20 protein-coding genes are annotated in these 20515 nt (G+C 66.4%); 7 read left to right on the top strand and 13 right to left on the bottom strand.

The window, feature by feature from the left end:
• Position 1: 1 nt before the first annotated feature.
• Genes CAG33_RS25050 through CAG33_RS25040 form a run of 3 tightly spaced genes read left to right on the top strand, consistent with a single transcriptional unit; the run spans position 2 to position 1921 of the window.
• Positions 2 to 886, top strand: a complete 885-nt coding sequence (locus tag CAG33_RS25050; RefSeq protein WP_085640925.1) for a type II secretion system F family protein — start codon at positions 2 to 4, stop codon at positions 884 to 886.
• Positions 887 to 908: 22 nt separating this feature from the next.
• Positions 909 to 1631, top strand: coding sequence for a tetratricopeptide repeat protein (locus CAG33_RS25045; RefSeq protein WP_085582654.1), 723 nt, complete (start codon positions 909 to 911; stop codon positions 1629 to 1631).
• Between the two features lie 17 nt (positions 1632 to 1648).
• Positions 1649 to 1921, top strand: a complete 273-nt coding sequence (locus CAG33_RS25040) for a DUF3613 domain-containing protein (protein WP_085640923.1) — start codon at positions 1649 to 1651, stop codon at positions 1919 to 1921.
• A 219-nt stretch (positions 1922 to 2140) separates the two neighbouring features.
• Here the strand turns inward: CAG33_RS25040 and CAG33_RS25035 are convergent, their stop codons facing one another.
• The 3 genes from CAG33_RS25035 to CAG33_RS25025 all read right to left on the bottom strand — a co-directional run bounded on the left by CAG33_RS25035 (position 2141) and on the right by CAG33_RS25025 (position 5191).
• Positions 2141 to 2515, bottom strand: a complete 375-nt coding sequence (locus CAG33_RS25035; RefSeq protein WP_085582659.1) for a DUF6124 family protein — start codon at positions 2513 to 2515, stop codon at positions 2141 to 2143.
• A gap of 1308 nt (positions 2516 to 3823) precedes the next feature.
• Complete coding sequence (locus CAG33_RS25030; RefSeq protein ID WP_085582965.1) at positions 3824 to 4597, bottom strand: response regulator transcription factor; 774 nt, start codon at positions 4595 to 4597, stop codon at positions 3824 to 3826.
• Between the two features lie 123 nt (positions 4598 to 4720).
• A complete protein-coding gene (locus CAG33_RS25025; RefSeq protein WP_085582661.1) occupies positions 4721 to 5191 on the bottom strand; it encodes a prepilin peptidase in 471 nt (156 codons plus the stop codon).
• Positions 5192 to 5266: 75 nt separating this feature from the next.
• Between CAG33_RS25025 and CAG33_RS25020 the strand changes: the two genes are divergently transcribed.
• Entirely contained in the window at positions 5267 to 5707 is a 441-nt protein-coding gene (locus CAG33_RS25020) for a TadE/TadG family type IV pilus assembly protein (RefSeq protein ID WP_085640921.1), read from the top strand.
• Complete coding sequence (locus CAG33_RS25015) at positions 5704 to 8445, top strand: PAS domain-containing sensor histidine kinase (RefSeq protein WP_085640919.1); 2742 nt, start codon at positions 5704 to 5706, stop codon at positions 8443 to 8445. The genes CAG33_RS25020 and CAG33_RS25015 overlap by 4 nt, the downstream gene beginning before the upstream one ends.
• On the opposite strand, the gene CAG33_RS25010 is transcribed toward CAG33_RS25015, so the two are convergent.
• The 5 genes from CAG33_RS25010 to CAG33_RS24990 all read right to left on the bottom strand — a co-directional run bounded on the left by CAG33_RS25010 (position 8442) and on the right by CAG33_RS24990 (position 13054).
• Positions 8442 to 10430 carry a pilus assembly protein TadG-related protein gene (locus CAG33_RS25010; RefSeq protein WP_085640917.1) on the bottom strand — a complete coding sequence of 663 codons (1989 nt, stop codon included), beginning with the start codon at positions 10428 to 10430 and terminating at the stop codon, positions 8442 to 8444. The two genes, CAG33_RS25015 and CAG33_RS25010, sit on opposite strands and share 4 nt — an antisense overlap.
• A gap of 338 nt (positions 10431 to 10768) precedes the next feature.
• Positions 10769 to 11326 (bottom strand): DUF4136 domain-containing protein, encoded by a 558-nt coding sequence (locus CAG33_RS25005; RefSeq protein ID WP_085582670.1) that lies wholly within the window; start codon positions 11324 to 11326, stop codon positions 10769 to 10771.
• Positions 11327 to 11378: 52 nt separating this feature from the next.
• Positions 11379 to 11990 carry a DUF4136 domain-containing protein gene (locus CAG33_RS25000; protein ID WP_085640915.1) on the bottom strand — a complete coding sequence of 204 codons (612 nt, stop codon included), beginning with the start codon at positions 11988 to 11990 and terminating at the stop codon, positions 11379 to 11381.
• A gap of 12 nt (positions 11991 to 12002) precedes the next feature.
• Complete coding sequence (locus CAG33_RS24995) at positions 12003 to 12752, bottom strand: methyltransferase domain-containing protein (protein WP_085640913.1); 750 nt, start codon at positions 12750 to 12752, stop codon at positions 12003 to 12005.
• Positions 12749 to 13054, bottom strand: a complete 306-nt coding sequence (locus CAG33_RS24990; protein ID WP_085582676.1) for a MazG-like family protein — start codon at positions 13052 to 13054, stop codon at positions 12749 to 12751. The genes CAG33_RS24995 and CAG33_RS24990 overlap by 4 nt, the downstream gene beginning before the upstream one ends.
• A gap of 173 nt (positions 13055 to 13227) precedes the next feature.
• Here CAG33_RS24990 and CAG33_RS24985 point away from each other — a divergent pair, with 173 nt between their 5' ends.
• Together CAG33_RS24985 and CAG33_RS24980 are read left to right on the top strand one after the other, a co-directional pair.
• Positions 13228 to 13521, top strand: coding sequence for a hypothetical protein (locus CAG33_RS24985; protein ID WP_085582678.1), 294 nt, complete (start codon positions 13228 to 13230; stop codon positions 13519 to 13521).
• A gap of 50 nt (positions 13522 to 13571) precedes the next feature.
• Entirely contained in the window at positions 13572 to 14921 is a 1350-nt protein-coding gene (locus CAG33_RS24980; protein WP_085582680.1) for an MATE family efflux transporter, read from the top strand.
• A 4-nt stretch (positions 14922 to 14925) separates the two neighbouring features.
• Here CAG33_RS24980 and CAG33_RS24975 read toward each other — a convergent pair whose 3' ends face one another.
• From CAG33_RS24975 to CAG33_RS24955, 5 genes are all read right to left on the bottom strand, one after another.
• Positions 14926 to 15720: a DUF4123 domain-containing protein gene (locus CAG33_RS24975; protein WP_085582682.1), complete on the bottom strand. Its 795-nt coding sequence runs from the start codon at positions 15718 to 15720 to the stop codon at positions 14926 to 14928.
• A complete protein-coding gene (locus tag CAG33_RS24970; RefSeq protein WP_085582684.1) occupies positions 15717 to 17030 on the bottom strand; it encodes a type VI secretion system Vgr family protein in 1314 nt (437 codons plus the stop codon). The genes CAG33_RS24975 and CAG33_RS24970 overlap by 4 nt, the downstream gene beginning before the upstream one ends.
• 233 nt (positions 17031 to 17263) lie before the next feature.
• Positions 17264 to 19177, bottom strand: coding sequence for an arginine decarboxylase (gene speA, locus CAG33_RS24965; RefSeq protein ID WP_085582687.1), 1914 nt, complete (start codon positions 19175 to 19177; stop codon positions 17264 to 17266).
• Between the two features lie 219 nt (positions 19178 to 19396).
• Positions 19397 to 19768 carry a translation initiation factor Sui1 gene (locus CAG33_RS24960; RefSeq protein ID WP_085582968.1) on the bottom strand — a complete coding sequence of 124 codons (372 nt, stop codon included), beginning with the start codon at positions 19766 to 19768 and terminating at the stop codon, positions 19397 to 19399.
• A 188-nt stretch (positions 19769 to 19956) separates the two neighbouring features.
• Positions 19957 to 20514 carry an NUDIX hydrolase gene (locus CAG33_RS24955; RefSeq protein WP_085582689.1) on the bottom strand — a complete coding sequence of 186 codons (558 nt, stop codon included), beginning with the start codon at positions 20512 to 20514 and terminating at the stop codon, positions 19957 to 19959.
• Between the last annotated feature and the right edge of the window lies 1 nt (position 20515).

The following is a 20515-nucleotide window of genomic DNA, read 5'->3' as shown; positions in this document are numbered from 1 at the left end:
GATGGTGATCCTGGCGGCCTTCCTGCTGTTGCTCGGCGCCCTGCTGCTGGTGGCCAACCACCTGCTGACCGAACGGCGCCGGGTGCGCCAGGTCAACGAACGCCTGCAAGGCCACCTGGTGCGCGAGAACCGCGTCGGCCAGTGGCTGCGGGCCTTGGGCAGCAGTCGCTTCGGCCAGCGTTCGGTGAGCATCGACAGCGAAACCCAGACCCTGCTCGCCCGCCTCGGCTGGCGCCGCGCCAGCGAACGTTCGCTGTACGCCGCCTGCCAGATCGGCACGCCGCTTTTGACCCTGGGGCTGGGCCTGTTCCTGCGCGAAGTGTTCTTCCCCCAGGCAGCGAACGGCTGGCTGGTGCCGATGCTCGCCACCGGCGCCGGCTACCTGCTGCCCAAACGCCTGCTGGCCTACGCCGCCGCCCGCCGGCAGAAGACCATCGCAGTGGAAGTGTCGACGTTCATTCCGCTGCTGCGCATCCTGTTCGAGTCCGGCATGGCCGTCGAACAGGCCCTGCGCGTGCTCAGCCTCGAAGGGCAGAAGCTGTTGCCGGAGCTGACCCGCGAACTGCGCCTGATCCTGTCTCGCGTGGACTCCGGCCTCGAACTCGGCCAAGAACTGAACAAGACCGCCGCACAGCTGGCAGTGGACGAATTCACCGATACCTGCGTGATCCTGCAACAGCTGATCCAGCAGGGCGGCGGCGCGATGAAATCGCTGCTGGCGCTCAAGCAGTTGCTGGACGACCGACGCCTGACGCGCCTGCAGGAATACATCTCGAAGATGTCGGCCAAGATGTCGGTGGTGATGATGCTGTTTCTGTTCCCGGCCCTGCTGATCGTGCTGGCCGGCCCCGGTTTCACCGCGATTACCCGGGCGTTCGCGTCCTGAACCTGGCTAAGGAGAGCGTTTGATGAAAGCACTGATGGTCGTGGCGACCCTGTTGATGCTCGGCGGCTGCGCCACCGACGGCCAGGCGCCGTGGACGGCGATCCTCGCGCCGGCCAGCTGCAGCAAGCTGAGCTCCGAACAGGAGCTGGCCCTGAACCTGGCCGACGACCTGGCCAACGACGGCAAACTGCACGCCAGCCTGGCCAACCTGCAAAGCCTGCCCGACAGCCTCGGCGAGGTGCGCCTGCGCAAGGCCAAAGTCTATCGCCTGCTCGGGCGCAGCGAAGCCGAACCCCTGTACCGCAGCCTGCTGGGCTCGTGCCTGAACGCCGACGCCGAACACGGCCTGGGCCAGCTCTACGCGGCCCGGGGCGACAACGGCCAGGCCCAGGCCCACCTGCAACGGGCCGCCCGCCTGGCCCCGACCAACGAGAAGATCCGCAACGACCTGGGCGTGGTGTACCTCAACCAACTGCGCCTGGAAGACGCCCGCTTCGAATTCCTCACCGCCATCGAGCTTCAGCAGAACAACCCGCTGGCGACCCTGAACCTGGTCACCCTGCTGCTGTACCAGGACAACTGGCAGCAGGCCGCCGAAATCGTCAGCCGCGCCCACCTGACCCCGGAACAGTTCACCGAAGCCCAGCAGCGCGCCGAACGGCTCAAGGCCCCGGCCCCCACCCGGCCCGCTGCCGGCAACCAGGTCGCCGTCGTCGCCGACCCGCAGCCGTCGACACTCAAATGACCCCCAAGGAGGCCGCCATGAACACCCTCAAAGGCCTGTGCTGCCTGACCCTGCTGACCCTGCCCCTCGGCGCCCACGCCATCGACGCCGGCCCCGCCTCGGCCCAGCAGCAGGAAACCGAAGGCTGGCTGCTGCTGCAAAGCCGCAACAAGGCCGCCTCCCCCACCCCGCAGACCGCCACGGCCGCCGAGCGGGAACTGGCGATGCAGCGGTGGCTGAAGAAATACAAATACGAAATCCCCGACTTCTACGACCCGGATGCGGGCGGGAAGATCGAGACCAAGAACTGACGGGACATCCGTTGGGCCTTCATCGCCAGCAGGCTGGCTCCCACAGTGGATCTGCGTCGTGCATAACCCTGTGGGAGCTGCGGTGCGACGACTCGACTTGCCAGCGATGACGGCCTGACAGCCGACCAACCTCTACCTGACTGTCCCCAATCTAACTGTGGGAGCCAGCCTGCTGGCGATGGCGATGCACCAGGCGCCGAAGATGGCCGCGCCGAACGGTTACACGATACCCAGCCCGTTAGGCTTGACCCGATCCAGCGCGCGGTTCACCGACAGCTCGGCCAGCATGACGATCTGCTGGATCGCCAGCGCCGTGCTGCGCTGCGGGCCCTTGAGCTCGTTGGCGAAATTGCCGGACATGACATGGGCCGAGGCCAGGGACTCGCAGGCGTGAACCAGCAGGCTTTCGGAATCGATGTTCGGATGCACCCCGAACATCTCGCTGGGCTGACGCGGGTTGGCCGGCTCCGGGTTGAGATAGAAATCGAGGGCGCGGCGGGAGGCGTTGCGGTCCTTGATGAGGTCTTCGGCGCGCTTGTCTTCGGCGAAGGGGTTGGTGATGTTGTAGGGGGGATCGGGGATGACTTTGCTCATGTGAAGCTCCTACTTGGCAATGGGAGCCATCCGGTTGCCGTTTCCACACGGCAAAAGGGTGGCAGCTGTACGCAGGGTGGAAAACCGATAAGTAGGCAACCGGCCAGACCTGAGTCTGCCCACGCACAGCCGCCGTGACGCAGTTTGCAGACGAAAGAGGACGCCGGCAACGCTTACGGTGGTGATGCAATGCATCTACTTGGATTCGGGTTTCCACACCCGATCGCTGAGGTGTCAGCGACAGCCCAAGACTAGAGAGCGGGCTTCTGACGGACAACCTGAAAACCTTGTGGGAGAGTTCGTAAAATTTGAAACAGCCTTTAAACATTTCGGCTCTGAACCGCAGCCAGGTTCTATAGGGGATTGGGGTGGTCTGGGAGGAATTGGTTGGCTGGTAGGCCGCCATCGCCAGCAGGCTGGCTCCTACAGTTGGATCGGGTGGGTGTCAGGTAAAGGTTGGTCGGCTGGCAGGCCGTCATCGCTGGCAAGCCAGCTCCCACAGGGTCTGAGGTGGTCTGGTAGGAATTGGTCGGCTGTCAGGTCGTCATCGCCAGCAGGCTGGCTCCTACAGTTGGATCGGGTGGTGTCTGGTAGAGGTTGGTCGGCTGGTAGGCCGTCATCGCTGGCAAGCCAGCTCCCACAGGGTCTGAGGTGGTCTGGTAGGAATTGGTCGGCTGTCAGGTCGTCATCGCCAGCAGGCTGGCTCCTACAGTTGGATCGGGTGGTGTCTGGTAGAGGTTGGTCGGCTGGTAGGCCGTCATCGCTGGCAAGCCAGCTCCCACAGGGTCTGAGGTGGTCTGGTAGAAATTGGTTGGTTGGCAGGCCGTCATCGCCAGCAGGCTGGCTCCCACAAGGGATTGAGGTAGTCAGGGAGGGATTGGTCGGCTGTCAGGCCGCCATCGCGCACGTCTCAAAGGCCGAGTGTCAGCTCGCCTCGCTTTTGATCTTGATCTGCCGGCCCCTTCGGAAGGCTGAGCGGAGGGGTTCATCCGGGGGTGGGCGCGCAGCGCCGTTTGGCGCAGCCAAACACATCGGAAGGAGGTGCAGCGAAGCAAACCGTAGCCGATGCCCCCGGATGAATCCCGGAGCGAAGGAACCCCGAGCCTCAGCGAGGGGCCGTACGCCGGGGCCCAGCCTTTTTGGTTACTTTTTTCTGGGCCGGCATTCCGGGCGTTTGAAAAAAGTGACCCGCCGTAAGGGCGGAACCGCCAGCCGCCACACCCGCAGAAACGGATAAACACACCAAACAACCCACCGCCTGGTCGGCCCAGAGGCCGCCAAGGCCAACACCCCAAACCCCAAAAAACCTCAGTGAGCCGTCACCCGCTGCCGCCCCCCCACCCCACCCGGCGAAAGCGCCAACGCCAACTGCGTCCGGTTATGCATATGCGTCAACCGCAACACCTGCGACACATATAGCTTCACCGTGTTCTCGGTGATCCCCAACTCACAGGCAATCTGATAGTTGGTCTGCCCCTTGCCCACCAGCCGCGCCACATCGAGCTGACGCGGCGACAACTGATGGAAGATCGCCGGCATCTCCAGCTCATCGCCCTGCGCCGGCTCATCCTCGCGCACCGAAGGCCCGCGCCGGACCTTGTCCAGGTCCTGGTACAGATCGTCGATCGAGGACGACAGGTCCTGCAGCTTCTGGTTCAGGTGCCCCAACTGCAGCGTCTTCTGCCGCTCCTGCAAGGCCGCCTCCTGGCGCTGCAGCCCTTGCAGCAGCTCGTCCAGGTCGATGGGCTTCTGGTAGTAGTCGGCGATCCCGGCGCGCAGCGCCTTGATCACGTCCTGCTTGTCGGCGCGGCCGGTGAGCATGATCGCCTCGAACACCCGCTGCTTGCCCGCCAGGCGCTGCATCGCCTGCACCAGTTCGATGCCGTCCATCTCCGGCATGTGCAGGTCGCACAGCACCAGGCCGATGCCCGCGTCATCGTTGAACCGTTCGAGGGCCTCCACGCTGGAGACACAAGGGACGCAGCGGTAGCCGCTGCTTTCGAGAAATTCGCAGAGTTCTTCGACGATCAACGGCTGATCGTCGACCACCAGAACCTTCACCGCCGATGTAAGCTTGTTCACGTCCCACTCCATGCCCAGGCCAAAGCTGACCATTCCTGTACTGCCAACCGATGGCAGAAATACCCTGCTTTGAAAGTAGACGCACTTTCCGACTATGTACATAAGACTAGTGGCGTTTCGCGACTAATGGATCCAGGGCCAGGCGAGCCCGACACCAACCAGCACAAACGGCGCATATGGCAGCTTTTTTGACGAATCTGGCCCCAGATAGCGCAAACGCTCCCTAAGCCCTTGACTCATATGCAGCCAGACTCTTGGCGCCAGCAGCCACCAGGCCACGCTCGCCGCCGCCGCGCCGATCACCGCCGCCAACACCCAAAGACCGTCCGTCGCAAGACCCAAGGCTGTCATTAGTTTCACATCCCCGGCGCCCATCCGGCCCATGAGGTAGCCCGGCAGCGTGAACGCCAGCGCGAGCCCGAACGCCCAGCCGCCCTGAACCGCGTCCGCACCGATCCAGGTACGTCCGGTGAGCAGCAGCCAGGCCAGCGCCAACGCGCCCGCACCGAGGGTCAGGGCATTGGCGATCCGCCGCTGGCGGGCGTCCTGGGCGGCGCACAGCGCCAGCCAGGCCAGGAGGACGACAGTCTGCATCGGGTAAAAACCGTCCGTTTCCGCTGAATGATTCTATGCTGATACTACGCAGTGACTGTCAGGGTAGACGCACTCATGAAAACCGGCTTCCGGAAGTCGCAAAAAGGCGCGGTGGCGATCGAGTTCGCCCTGGTGTTCGTGATCTTTTTCGCCGTGTTCTACGGGCTGGTCAGTTACAGCCTGCCGTTCGTGCTGATGCAGTCGTTCAACCAGGCCACGTCCGAAGCGGTGCGCCGCGGCGTGGCGGTGGATCCCGCCACGGTCAACTATTCCACGGTGCTGGTGAACACCGCCAACACCACCTTGCAGCAGCAACTGGCCTGGGTGCCGCCGTCGTTCAACCTGGTGATCGGCGTGGACACCAGCGCGGTCTACAGCGCCGGCACCCTGACCGTCAGCGTCAACTATCCCACCAGCAAGCTGAATCAGGTGCTGCCGTTCCTGGTGTTGCCCGGCGTCGGCACGGTGCCCAGCCTGCCGGCCAACCTGACCGCCACGTCGAGCCTGCAATTTTGAGTTCGGGGGACAAGCTCCTCGGCCGCCTGCTCAAACGCGCACCGCCCGCCGCCCTCGACCTGCCCAACCTGCTCGGCTCGCCCGCCTCGGGCCTGCACCTGTACCTGGACGCCGACGGCCGCGTGCTGCAGGCCGCCGGCCCGCTGCGGCACCTGTTGGGCCAACACGCACCCACGGACAGCCCCCTGCCGCTCAACGCCTGGGTGCTGCCCCACAGCACGCTGGCCATCGAAGGCCGGCCGGCGGACTGGCAAGGGCAGCCGCTGGACCTGGACTTTCCCGGCCTCGGCGGCCAGCCCCTGCACCTGCGCGGTTGGGTGCAGCCCCAGGGCGACGGCTGGCTGATGCAACTGATGGACATCGCCGACCTGCTGCTCGAACGCCAGCAGTCGCGCCAGCGCGAAGCCTGCCAACGGATGGCCGGGCACATCGCCGAGCAGTTGCGCGCCTGCAGCCTGGTGCGTTTGCCGAGCGTCGTGGCCGAGCAGTTGCAGGCCATCGCCCAGCGTTGGCGCATCCCCTGCCTGGCGCTGGCCCTGCCGGACGAGCGCGAACAAGGCTGGCGCATCCATGGCAGTTATGGCGCCCACGACGCACCGGCGCTGTGGGAGGACGGGCAACGCCTGGGCACGCCGCTGGACAGCCTCAACGGCAGCGCGCCCCAGCGGATCGGCGCCCACCACGGGCTGGATGAGCACACCCGGGTGCAGGCCACGTTCGGCAACGCCGACGGCCTGGCCGTGCCGTACTGCGACGACCGCGGAACCGTGGCCTGGCTGCTCTGCGGCTTCTACCGGGCGGAGGATGGCGCGCCGCACCTGGCCGACCTCGACTGGATGCTGTTGGCTAGTGCCCTGGCCGGGCCGTTGCTCGGCCGCCTGCGCGAGCAGGAACACCATCGCCAACTGGAACGGCTGGAGTCCTTGCAGGGCCTGCTCGGCACCGGTTGGTGGGAGCTCTCCGGCAACGGCGAGTCGGTGCAGCTGGCGCCGGCGCTGGCGGCCGACCTGCAACTGGGCACCGAGGCCCTGCCGGTCGGGCACTGGCTGGAGCAGATCCACCCCGCCGACCGCGAAGAGCTGCGCAGCCGCCTCGCGGCCCTGCAACTGCACGGCGAAGCCCTGTCGCTGTGCGTGCGCCTGCACCGTCCCGACGCCTGGTACCGCGTGCAGGGCCAGGTCGCCGGCAGCGGCGAGGGCCGGCGGCTGGTGGGCTTCATGCTCGACATCAGCGACATCAAGAACCAGCAACAGCAGACCGCCGCCGCCCACGCGCGCCTGGACAACCTGATCGCCAGTTCCCCGGCGGTGATCTATGTCCAGCGCTACGTCGAAGGCGCGCTGCTGCCTTCGTTCTTCAGCGCCAGCCTGCAACCGCTGTTGGGCTGGCGCCTGGAAGACCTCGACGCGGCGGCGCTGGCCGAGCGGATCCACCCCGACGACCGCGACGGTTACTTCGAGCGCTGCCGGCAGCTGCTGCGCGAAGGTTCGGTGCGGGCCCGCTACCGCTTGCGTGACCATCGCGGCGATTACCACTGGCTGCTCGACGAAGCCCGCTTGCTGCGCAACGACCTCGGCCTGCCGGTGGAGGCGGTCGGCCTGTGGCTGGACGTCACCGACGCGACCGTGGCCGCCGAGCAGATCCGCCAGAGCGAAGAGCGCTACCGGATCCTGGTGGAGGACTCGCCGGCGATGATCTGCCGCTACCGCCCGGACCTGATCCTGACTTTCGGCAACCAGCCCCTGGCCCACTACCTGGAATGTACGCCGCAGCAGTTGCCGGGCACCGACCTGGGCAGTTGGCTGTCCGACGAACAGCGCGCCGCCTTCCTCCAGCGCCTGGCCGCACTGACCCCGGACAACCCGGTCAGCACGGCGGAGATCAGCCTGCAGTTGCCGGGGCGCGAGCACGCGTGGTGGGTGTGGTCGGACCGCGGCGTGTTCGATGAGCACGGCCGGTTGACCGAAGTGCAGGCCGTGGGCCGCGACAACACCGAAGTGCGCCGCTCCCAGCAGCAGCTCACGCAGAGCGCGAAAATGGCCACCCTCGGCGAAATGGCCACGGGCCTGGCCCACGAGATCAACCAGCCGCTGAACGTGATGCGCATGGCCATCGTCAACGTGCTCAAGCGCCTGGGCAACGGCGATGTGCAGGTCGATTACCTGACCGACAAGCTCAACCGCATCGACGCCCAGGTGCAGCGCGCCGCGAAGGTGGTGGATCACATGCGGGTGTTCGGCCGTCGCTCGGAGATCGAGCAGCAACTGTTCAACCCGGCCACCGCCATCGAAGGCACGCTGTCGCTGCTGGCCGAGGGCATGCGCGGCAAGGGGGTGGATCTGCGCATCAGCGAGACCCCGTTCGCCGTGCACTGCCGCGGCTACGTCGATCAGCTTGAGCAGGTGCTGATCAACCTGATGGTCAACGCCCGGGATGCGCTGCTGGGCAAGCGCGAATCCGACCCGGCGTTCAAGCCGTGGATCTCGATCTACGCCGAGCGCGACGAGCACAAGGTGCGCCTGTGGGTCGAGGACAACGGCGGCGGCATCGACCCGCGGCTGCTGGAGCGGATCTTCGAGCCGTTCTTCACCACCAAGCCGGTGGGAGTCGGCACCGGGCTGGGGCTGTCGGTGAGTTACGGCATCGTCGAGAACATGGGCGGCCACCTGAGCGTGCGCAACTCGGCGGACGGGGCGCGGTTCTGCATCGAGCTGCCCATCGCCCCGGACGAGGCCTAGATGACCAGATAGGCCTTGCCGGTCTGGCCGCAGGTCATGTTGGCGCCGACGTCCACGCTCATCAGGTTGATGCCGAGGCTGGCCAGGAGGTTGTTGAGCAGAGGGTCGAGCAGCGGGCTCACCAGCCCGGTGATCAGCGGCTGGAGAATGTTGCTGACGTCCACGATCAGACTCGCGACGCCGGTCAGAGCCATGCCCAGCGGATTGCTGCCAACCGGTTTGTAGACAATCAGATTGATGCCGGCCAGCGTGTTGGACAGGCTGGCGACGATGTTGCTGGTGGGCGCGGCGGGCAGCACGCTCGGCGGCAATTTCAGGTTCGGCGGTGTGGTGAACGGGGTGCTGCTGGAGAACAGCAGATCCTGAGTGTTCTGGGCCACGCTGGTATCGACCATGATTGCGATGCCACCCGCCCCGTATTTAACGTGGGTCGTCGGATCGCAACTACCGATCCCGAGAATCTTGTGGCAGGTCACAGTGCCCAGATCCACCAATGGGAACGGCGTGACGGTGGGTTCGGCGGCGGAAGAGAACGCGTTGGTCGAGTCAATCTGACCGAGTTTGAGATCAGCGATGGAGGAGACGGTTCGCGCTGTCAGGCTTTTCGTACCGGTGTTGCCTGTCGGGCAGCTGTAATCGGTGACGTAGCTTTTGGCACCGCCGGCATCCAGGCTGATATCGATTTGCGTATAGGGCAACAGCTTTGGATCGAGTTGTTCGCAAGCAACGCAAGCCACCGAATTCAGCACCGCAACCAAATTCAGACTCAGCAACGCATTGAGCGTCGGGGTCAAACCGCCCACCAGCCCCAGCACCGCATTGGTCAGCCCGGTCACCCCGGACAGCACCGGCAAGTTCACCGACAACATCGTGCGCACCTGGGCCGTGCGCACGTAGATCCGGTTCGTCCCCAGCGGATCGGCCTTGGCCAGCGACGGGTCGCCCACGGCGGACAACTGCGGCGGCTCGATCACCTTGACCCGCACCGTGACGTTGGCCAGCCCCAGCACGTTGACCGGCAGCGTCGCGGCCACCGCGCTCTTGCTGTTGGCCAGTTGCACCATGCCCTGGATCAGTTGCAGCAGTTGCAGGTTGGCGTCCAGCCCGGCCGCCGTGGTGCCGGTCTGCAATTGCAGGATGTCGCCCAGCTTGACCGGTGAGGCATTGGCGGCCGCCACTTGCAGCGTGCCGAGCGCGGTGATCACCTCGGCGGTGGCACCGTTGAGCTGCACCACCTTCGCGGCGGCCTGGATCAGTTGCGTCACCGTGGCCTGGGTGTTGAGCAGTTGGCTGTAATTGCCGGCGGCCACGTTCAGGTCGATGGCCAGTTGGTTCAAGTAGCTGAGCAGGTTGATGTCGGTGTTGAGCAGCCCGTTCCAGCCCAGCGCCGTCAGGTTGACGTTGCCGCCCAGCAGTCCGGAGAACAGCGGGTTGAGGATGTTCGACTGGGCGGTGCTGATGGTGGCCAGGTTGCTGCGGATGCTCAGCTGGGCGAGCGGCGGCTGCGGCTTGGCGGCCACCGCCGAAGCGGTGAGTTGGGTGTTCAGGCTGACCGGGGTGCCGGTGAACAGCGCCTGGACGCCGCCGGCGAAACTGGTGGTGAGGATGTGCGTGACGACGACTTTGACGGCGCCCGTCTGGGTCGCGTCGACGGTGAAGGTGCGCAGGCCCGAAGCGGCGGTCTGCACGGTGCCGCAGGTGGCGGCGAGGGTGTTGTCGGCATCGGTGGTGAAACCGTTGCGCGCAGCGTTCTGCGTGGCGTACGCAGCCGCCGTCAGCCCGCCGGCGCAGGTGCCGCCGCGGCTGACCGCTTCCAGGGCGGCATTGTCCGCCACCCGCTGCAATTTGCGCTGTTCCATGTAGAAGCGGCCGCTGTCGACCACCAGCAGCAGCATCACCACGGCCAGGCTCAACGTGGCGGCCGCCATCAACCCGATGGCCCCCCGCTGCCGGGTGGGGCCGCAAAACCGCGAACGAGGCGACATCGCGCACTCCTTTGCCGGCGCACGGCCGAGCGCTACCTCCATTGGTGCCCCTGAGTGTAGACGCGGCGGCGCGACACTGCTGGCAACACGCCAGCCCATCGGTTGGCGACGTGGATCGGGCTGATGCATTGAGGGCGGCCGGTCAGGCAATAGAATGCAAGCCGCGCTGGCCTCATCGCTGGCAAGCCAGCTCCCACAGGGTTCGGCGGTGACCGCAGGCTAAGCGCTCACCCAAGATCCTCTGTGGGAGCCAGCCTGCTGGCGATGGCGGCAGGTCAGGCAATGGAAATGTCAGCCGTGCAGGCCTCATCGCTTGCAGGCAAGTTCCCGCCAGGAGCCTAACGCGGCGGGTAGTTGGCCAGGATCCGGCCGACGGTCTCGCGGATCGCGCTGCTGCGGTCGGACGGGTTCGGCGTGCGGCTGAGCATCTGTTCGTCGCTGCCGCGCCAGACCAGTTTGCCGTCCTTGCCGTCGATCAGATCGATCTGGATGGTGGCGACCTTATAGGTGACGTTGCGGGTTTCGTTGTACATCGGCGCGCCCCAGTAGCCGTTCCAGGGGCCGCCCCAACCGCCGCCGTAGTTGGTCGTCACTTGCTGCTGGCGGTCTTCGACGATCAGGTAGGTCTGTACGTTCAGGTCGCCCCGGGCCCCTTGGGCGGCCGGGCGCAGGCCGCGTTGGTCGAGCTGGTCGGCGACGGCCTGGCGGATGCGCTGTTCGGTGAGGTCGCTCTTGATCCGCGGGTCGTCGGGGCGGTATTGCAGGGCAGGTTCTTTCCAGCTCCAGCTGCGGTAGGCGGCGAAGTCGCGGCTGGCGTCGAAGTCATGGTTGACCTGGTTGGCGGCGCAGGCGCCGAGCAGCGCGGCCACAGCCAGTAGAGCGAGACGGCGGAACATGGTTTTTCTCCGGTGGAAGACATGAACCCGGGGGCTTCGCGTTGCCTTGAAGCTAACTGGGAGGATACGCCGACATGGCCTTTTCCACAGCCTCGCGGATCGCGTCGGCACGTTCGATCTGGTTGCCGCGGGTGCCGGTTTCGGCGCTGGCGCTCCACACCGGTTGGCCCGTGCCGGCGTCGAACAGATCGACCCGCACCACCACGACCTGCTCCTGATAGGTGCGCACGACCGGCACGGTGTTGTACATCCCGTAACCCCGGCCATAGCGGTCATAGCCGCCGTATCCGCCGTAGTAGCCGTAATCGTCCTGCACCTGGCGCAGACGGGTCTCCAGCCGGAGGTCGGCGCTGACGAACAGGTCGGCCGGGCGGTTGTCGCGCAACGGCCGCAATCCGCGCTGATCGAGGGCGTTGCTGACGGCCTCCGCCACCTGCGCCGAATCGGCCCAGGCCGTGCCCGGCGGCAGACGCCCGTTGAGCCACGCCCAACTGCGGTAGCGCCCGTAGTCCCGCGGCGGCGCCGGGTAGGCGCTGCGGTCGAACACCGTGGCGGCCTGCGGCGGCACCGGCGGCAAGGGGCGCGATTGCGCCACGTAAGGGTTGCTGCCCTGGCAGGCGGCCAACCCCAGGCAGATCAGCAGTAACCCGCAATGCGTCTTCATTTCGTGCTCCGATCAGATCGGCCGGCAGATCCAGTGCAGGTAACGCCCAAGCCCGGCGAAGCTTGGGTGGCGGCGGTGGGCAAGCTCCATTTCCAGCAAGTCCGGCAGTGCGGCGCGGGACTGGAACTCCACCGGCATGTAATCGTGGAAAACCCGCACGCCGCTCTGGTTTTCGACCTGCCACAGGCCCGCGAGTTGCGCGGCCAGCTCCCGCGGGTCCAACGGTTGCTGCGGGGTCAGGCTCTGCTTTTCGCCGGCCATGTCGTTCTTGCGCAGCTTCTTGAAATGGCCCTTGAGCAGGTTGCGGTAGACCAGCGCATCGCGGTTGTAGAACGCCAGCGACAGCCAGCCGCCGGGCGCGGTCAATTGATGCAGCACCGGCAGGATCGTGTGCGGCTCGGCCAGCCATTCCAGCACCGCATGGCAGACCACCAGGTCATAGGGCTCGCTGAGCAGCCCGGGCAGTTCCTGCCACGGCGCCTGGATGAACGTCGCCTGCCGCCCGGCCTCGGCGAAGCGCTGGCGTGCGCCTTCGAGCATCGGCTCGGCCGGCTCGGCCAAGGTCACGGCGTGCCCGCGCTCGGCCAGCCACAGCGACATGTGGCCCAGCCCGGCGCCGATGTCCAGCACCCGCAGCGGCCGATCCGGCAACGCTTCGGCAAGGTCCGCCTGCAGCACCGCCAGACGGATCGCGCCCTTGGCGCCACCGTAGATCTTTTCGGCGAAGCGGGTCGCCAACCGGTCGAAGTGACGGTCGCTCATGCGCCGAACCGCCGTTCGCTGTCGGCCAGCTTGCTGCGCACCACCTCGTTCATGTCCAGCCCCAGCTCGCTGCACAGCAGGAGCAGATAGAGGACGATGTCGCCGACTTCCTGGCCGGCATGGGCGAGCTTGTCCGCCGGCAGTTCGCGCGACTGGTCTTCGCTCAGCCACTGGAAGATCTCCACCAGCTCGGCCATTTCCACGCTGGCGGCCATGGCCAGGTTCTTCGGACTGTGAAATTGCCGCCAGTCGTTGCGGTCGCGGATGGCGTGCAGGCGTTCGGTCAGTTCAACAAGGTTCATCGGGCTCTCCTGAATGCGCATAGCTTCGGGGGGATGCCCGGCGAAGGCAAGGGGCGCAGGTCCGGCGGCGCAGTGGGATTCACTGTGGGCACGAAGCAAAACCACTATGCTTGCAGGGAACCGGGCCGCGCTCGCGGCGGTCCAAGGTTCAGCCTTTTGATCAGGATGGATACATGCAGGCAGAAAGCTTTTTCGAATGGCTGGGCCAGGCGCTCGGCTCGGTCATCCGCTTCATCGTCGACGGTCTGAGCGGCCTGTTCAACCTGCTGGGCAACGCCGGCGGCAACTTCATCGACGGCCTGGCGCGCACGCTGGGCATGGACACGTCGATCATCAGCATCGTCACGCTGATCGTCGGGCTGATGCTGCTGTGGTCGGCGATCCGCGCGTTCATGAACGTGCGGATCGTCGCCGGGATCATCTGGCTGCTGCTGGGCCTGTGGCTGCTGAGCTGGATCATCCACTGACGCCATCCCCGCAAGCAGCCGCTACAATGCGGGCACCTCAAGGAGCCCGCATGTCCAACCTGACCGCCGACTGGCGTGACCGTCCGACCCACCGCCGGGTCTGGGCCCTCGCCGCCCCGATGATCCTTTCCAACATTTCCGTGCCGCTGGTGGCGCTGGTCGACAGCACCGTGATCGGCCACCTGCCCCATGCCCATCAGTTGGGCGCCGTGGCGGTGGGCGCCAGCCTGTACACGTTCCTGGCCTGGGCCATGGGTTTCCTGCGCATGGGCACCACCGGGTTCGCGGCCCAGGCGGCGGGACGCCGCGACGGCGCCGCGCTGCGCCAGATCCTGCTGCAAGGCCTGCTGCTGGCGATGGGGCTGGCGGTGCTGCTCGGCATCCTGGGCGTGCCCCTGAGCGGCATCGCCCTGCACGTCATGCAACCGTCGGCGGAGCTCGACCAACTGACCCGGGAGTTCTTCCACACCCGTCTGTTCGGCCTGCCGGCGGCCCTGGCCACCTATGCGCTGGTCGGTTGGTTCCTCGGCACCCAGAACGCCCGGGCGCCGCTGGCGATCCTGCTGACCACCAACCTGATCAACATCGTGCTCAACCTATGGTTCGTCATCGGCCTGGACTGGGGCGTGGCCGGTTCGGCCCGGGCTTCGGTGGTGGCCGAATGGTGCGGCGCCCTGCTCGGCCTGTCGCTGACGTCGAAGGCCCTGCGGGCCTATCCCGGCCGCATCGTCTGGGCGACCCTCAAGCGTTGGGGCAACTGGCGGCCGCTGCTGACGGTCAACCGCGACATCTTCATCCGCAGCCTGGCGCTGCAATCGGTGTTCTTCCTGATCACCGTGCAAGGCGCGCGGCTGGGCGACGCCACCGTGGCGGCCAACGCGCTGCTGCTCAACGGCCTGCTGCTGACGGCCCACGCCCTCGACGGCCTGGCCCATGCGGTGGAAGCCCTGTGCGGGCACGCCATCGGCGCCCGCGACCGCACCGCCCTGCGCCGCTCGCTGGTGGTGGCCGGCGGTTGGTCATTGCTGGCCAGCATCGGTTTCGCCGTGGGGTTCCTTTACGCCGGGCACCTGTTCATCGACCTGCAGACCGACATCCCGAGCGTGCGCAGCACGGCGTACCTGTACCTGCCCTATCTCGCCGCCCTGCCGCTGATCGCCGTGTGGAGCTACCTGCTCGACGGCCTGTTCATCGGCGCCACCCGCGCCAGGGAAATGCGCAACTGCATGCTGCTGACGGTGGTGGCGCTGTTGCCCCTGGCCTGGCTGCTGCAGGATCTGGGCAATCACGGGCTGTGGATCGCGTTCCTGCTGTTCATGGCGCTGCGCAGCCTGACGCTGGGCGCCCAGGCGCTGCGGCTGGGCCGCGACGATGGCTGGTTCAGCGCCACCGCCCACTGAACCCTCAGGGGCCGTCGCGCTGCCACAGGCGATGCAGGTGATCGAGCCGCTGCTGCGGGGTCAGGCCCGCCGGCGGCGGCACCAACGGCGCACGGGGATGCTGCAGCCGCAGCCACAGCCAGCCGTCGAGCACGGCGCGTTCGCTGAAGCCCAGGCCCAACCCCTCCTGGACATATCGCCACAACGCCGCGTAATCGGCGTTCAACGCCCGGCTCCAGCGCCAGGCATGCTGCTCCAGCAGGCACGTGCGCAAACGCCTCTGCTGAAGCGCCGTAAGACTTTGATCCACCGCCAACGGCGTCACCGCAAGCCCGGGATTGCGCAGCTGCTGCCAGCCCAGGCTGCCGAGCGCACGGTCGGCCCAGGAGCCGCCGTACCAGCGCAACCGGCGGATCGGCCCGAGCCAGCAGCTCAATTGCGCCGCATCGCAGGCGTCGAAGAAATAACTGGCGGTCTGCGTGTTGTAGAACCCGAACAAGGCCCGGTGATGCAGGCCCACCGAGACGGTCAGCATGCAGCGCAGATGCGCCAGCAAGCGTTCGACCGGCGCCTCGCAGCCGATCAGCAGACCGCGCCAGGTCTGCGGATCGCTGTGGCACAGGGCCGTCAACGCCGGGCTCCCCGCCAGCGCGACCAGCAGCGGCCCTTGCTCGCGCACCGGCTGAAACTCGGTGGCCTCGAACAGCCACACCTGATGCTGATGCGCAAACCCCTGACGCAGCGTGGCCTGCACCTGGGGCGTCAGCGGGGCGTCCAGCAGCAGCCATTGCGCCTGCGGCTCCGGCGACCGGCCGCTCATGCGGCGCCGCCCGGCTCAAGCGCGCCGAGCAGCCGGCAACTGCACAGCGGCTGCGGGCAATGGGCAAAACTGCCTCCGCCGGGGATCAGGCACAGCAACAGCAGCGGCTGCGCCGAGCCCAGCCATTGCGCCAGCCCTTCGCTGCGCGGCGCCTCCATCGGCGGGTCGTCCTCGCCATCGGCTCCGGCATCGAACCCGGCATCGACCGGCGCCTGAAGAATGCCGCTGATGACAGGCCGGTCGGGATCCCCCTCCAGAAACCCCACCACCACTTCAACGCCTTCGCGCAGCGCCGCCGGGGGCACATCGGCCAGGCCCGGCGCCAGGGCAAGCCAGCAATGGCTGGGCGCCGCGCCTTCACCCTGGTAGAGCCAGTCGAACTGCACCGCCACCCGCCGCAAGGGGTCGGGCGGCGGTTCGTCCACCCCGACCACCCAGGCCCGCTGCAGGCTGTGCAGGGCCGGGATGGCGGCCGGCGGGGGAACGGGCGCCGGACTGCCGGGTGCAACGCAGGCGATCCGGTTGCGGTAAGGAGGATCCAGGGCCGTGCCGGCCTGATGCTCGACCCGCGCCACCAGCCAGTCCCGTTCCCCGCCCATGGCCGCAGGACCGCTCAACGACAGCCTCCGGCCGCTGCGCAGCAACGGCATCCGCGTGCCGCCCTCGGCGGTCTGCGCCCGGCCATCGGTGCGCGCCTGCCACGGGTGCACGCCCGCGCCGTCCAACGGGCCTACGCTTATCTGGGGCAACTTCGCCGGGTCGTCGCCGAACACCAGGCAATGCCCGTCGCGCCGGTGTTCGAAGTGATAGTGGATCTGCGCCTGCGCGCACAGGCGCTGGACGAACTGCAGGTCCGACTCGCGGTACTGGGTGCAGAACGTTCGGGCCGGGTATTGGCCCGAAAGCCGAAACTGCCGCTGGACGCCGACGATGCCGTGCTCCTTGAGCACCTGGTCGAGGATCTGCGGCACCGAACGGCCACTGAACATCCGCTGGCTGCAGCGCAGCGCCAGGCAGCTCAACGCCGGCGCCAGGCGCACCCGGCACAGCCGGGCCCCGGGGCCGTGCTCACGCTGGACAAGACTGTGCAGGCGCCCGTGCACGCCCTCGGGCGCCGGGCCGAACTGCAGGAACGCCGCGCGGAACATCAGCCCGGCCAGGTCGAGGTGCGGATCGTCGATCAGCACATCGACCTCGAAGGCATAAGGCTCGGCGAACCCTTCCCGACCGGTGAAGGCCAGCACTTCCAGGGGCTCGGGCAGTCCCGCGACGTCGAGACGAAACAACGGCTCGTTGACTGGATCGAACATGGGGCGGATCTCTACAGGAGGGACAGCCGGGGATTCTCGCCGAGAGCCTTGGCCGAGTAGAGGGCCGAAGTACAACTTAGGAAATGACCTACGTGAAAAGCAGACCGCTTCACTTTGTCGGTCTAGGCAGCGAACTGTTTCACGCGGAAATTGAGAAAAGCCCTACCGGGCCATCCGAATTTTCCACAACGTCAGGAAAACATTCAGATGTCCCGGCAGGGCTTTGCCGTGTCTCAGGAAGACAGGTAGGAGGAGCGGGTCAGGCCCAGGCGCAGGGCATCGAGGAACTGGGTGCGCTCGTTGGCGCTGATGCGGGCACTGGCGCACTTGTCGCGGTAGTGGGTCATCAGTTCCTCCGGCGACAGGTGCACATAGCGCAGCATGTCTTCGATGGTGTCGTGGGTTTCGATGCCGGCGTGGTACACGCTGCCGTCGGCGTTCTGGTAGATGTTCACCGAGTCGGTGTCGCCGAACAGGTTGTGCATGTCGCCGAGGATTTCCTGGTAGGCGCCGACCAGGAACACGCCCAGCAGATAATCCTCGCCATCGTTCAGTGCGTGCACCGGCAGGCTGGTCTCGATGCTCTGCTCGTCGACGTACTGGTTGATCTTGCCGTCGGAGTCGCAGGTCAGGTCCTGCAGCACGGCGCGGCGCAGCGGCTCTTCATCCAGGCGGTGCAGCGGGATGATCGGCAGCACCTGGTCGATCGCCCAGGTGTCCGGCAGGCTCTGGAACACCGAGAAGTTGCAGATGTACTTGTCGGCCAGCTTGTCGTTGAGTTCGTCCAGCACCTGACGGTGCGAACGCTGACGCGCCTTCAGCGAGTTGTGCAGGCGACGGCACACGGCGAAGTAGCACTGCTCGGCCAGGGCCTTTTCGGCCAGGGTCAGCTTGCCGTCGGCGTACTGGGCCGCCACGTCGCTCATGTAGTGGGTGGCGCGCCAGTAGGTTTCGGTGACCATCTCGATGTCGGTCGGGCCGAGCAGGTCCACCAGCCACTGCACGGTTTCCGGCAGCGCTTCCTTGTTTTCGATCTGCGGCACGTCGTCGTTGTGTTTCTCGACGTCGGTCACCTGCACCACCAGCATGGCGTGGTGGGCGGTCAGCGAACGGCCGCTCTCGGAGAAGATGTGCGGGTGCGGCAGGCTCTGCGCGTCGCAGAACTCCTTGAGCATGCCCACCACCACGCCGGCGTAGTCGTCCATGTCGTAGTTGATCGAGCTGGCGTTGCGCGAGTGGGTGCCGTCGTAGTCCACGCCCAGGCCGCCGCCGACGTCGATGTGATCGACCGGCAGGCCGAGGTTGCGCAGCTCGCCGTAGTAGCGGATCGCTTCCTTGAAGCCGTGCTGGTAGTCGGCGAGGTTGGCGATCTGCGAACCCATGTGAAAGTGCAGCAGGCGGATGCCCTGATCCAGGCCCGCCGCGCGGAAACGCTCGACCACCGACAGCAGCTGCGCCGCCGACAGGCCGAACTTGGACTTCTCGCCGCCGGTGTCCGCCCACTTCGACGAGGCCAGCGACGACAGGCGCACGCGCAGGCCGACCTGCGGCTTCACCCGCAGGGAGGCGGCCTCTTCGATCACCAGGCCGACTTCCGATTCCTTCTCGATCACGATGAACACGTTGTGGCCGAGCTTCTGGCCCATCAGCGCCAGGCGGATGAACTCGCGGTCCTTGTAGCCGTTGCAGACGATGGTGCCGCCCTTCGGCGCCAGCGCCAGCACCGCCAGCAGCTCAGGCTTGGAACCGGCCTCAAGGCCGATGGACACGTTCTGGGTGGCGATGATGTTCTCGATCACCGCTTCTTGCTGGTTGACCTTGATCGGGTACAGCGCGGTGTACTTGCTCTGGTATTCCAGACGCTCGATGTTCGCGTCGAAGGCGCCGGTCAGCTGACGGACGCGGTCTTGCAGGATGTCGGGGAAGCGCACCAGCAACGGCAGGGACAAGCCGCTCTTGCGCAGCTGGTCGACCTGTTCGAACAGGTCGATGGGCGAACTGCTCGGGCCGTTCGGACGAACTTCGACGCGACCGGCGTCATTGATCGCGAAATACCCGGCCCCCCAATGGCGGATCCCGTAAACACTGCGGCTGTCCGCAACTGTCCATTGGCTGCCATCGTCTTTGCGTGTGCGTCGTACGGACATCGAAGTCCCCTATAAAGAAGTCATGAAGCGTCGCCTGACAGTCAGGCCGGCGCAGTCTAAAGAATGAAAATGACGGTTCGTCAGCGGGCGGTAGACCGCGCCCGCTGTCACGAGTTTAGAGACCGGTCATGAACAGGCTCTGTGAAAACCAATGAGACGACGCCGGACCTGAAGGGATTCAGGGCCGGATCAAGCCGCGAGTGGCTTTCACAGAGGCTGCTAGCCGCCGGACTTCTTCGCCTTGAAACCTTGCTTGATCAGCTCGGCCAAGAGTAGCTCGACATGATCGCCCTGGATTTCGATGACCCCGTCCTTCAGCGCACCGCCGGTGCCGCAACGTTTCTTCAACGTCGCCGCCAGCTCCTTGAGCGCGTCGATGGCCAGCGGCACGCCGGTGATGGTGGTCACCGTCTTGCCGCCACGGCCCTTGCTCTCGCGTCGCACGCGGGCAATGCCGTCGCCGGCCGGGATTTGCGTCTGTCTGCAGATGCAGGCGTCCACCGGTTTACTGCATTCCGGGCAATGACGACCTGCGTCGGTGGAAAACACCAGGCCGCCCAAGGCGGCGAAGGATGCGGCTTTTTTGGCCACCGGCAATCCTCTCGGGAGGACAAAAGACTGGCCGCCGCCTTGGGCAAGGCGATCGACCGCGAAGCCCCACTCAGGCAGGGGCAGCGCTACTGCACCGACGCTTTCGGGAAAGCGGGCCGGCGCAGCTTGAAAAGGTCGCGCAGTGTAACGGCAAAAAGCCGACTTGCTAAGAGCCAATCGGCGCCAATTTACACCTTCTTTGCGACGTCGTTGCCCCGGGCCTTCAGATAGCGTTCCAACGCCGCCAAGGAGTCCGGGCAGTAAGGCTTTTGCGTGATTTCCAGCATGACCTGTCCGACGGGCATGAAGCATGCCTCCAGCACTTCTTCGGGCTGCAGCTTCAGGGGGCCGTCCCACACCGCCGAGAACGCCGAGCACCACAGGCGGCTTTCGCTGTCCTCGAAGAAGAAATGGTCGTGGGCGGTCAGTTCGACGCCGCTCACGCCCAGCTCCTCTTCCAGCTCGCGGGCCGCCGATTCGGCGTAGGTTTCGCTGGCCAGCACCATGCCGCCGGCCGCCACGTCCCAATACCCGGGATAGATCGCCTTGCTCAAGGTGCGCCGGTGCACGCACAGCTCGCCGGCAGAGTTGAACAGCATGATGTAGGTGCCGCGGCCAATCAGCCCGCGCTCACGCAGCTCGGCCCGCGCCAAGGAGCCGAGCAGGTTGTCCCGCTCGTCGACCCAGGCGATGCGTTCGGCGTCCGAGGCGGCGCGGTGGGCCGCCTCGTCGGGAAGGTCGCTCATG

It is taken from the genome of Pseudomonas sp. B3(2017) (assembly GCF_002113595.1).
Classification (GTDB): domain Bacteria; phylum Pseudomonadota; class Gammaproteobacteria; order Pseudomonadales; family Pseudomonadaceae; genus Aquipseudomonas; species Aquipseudomonas ekonensis.
This window is presented reverse-complemented; position numbering and strand designations above follow the sequence as displayed.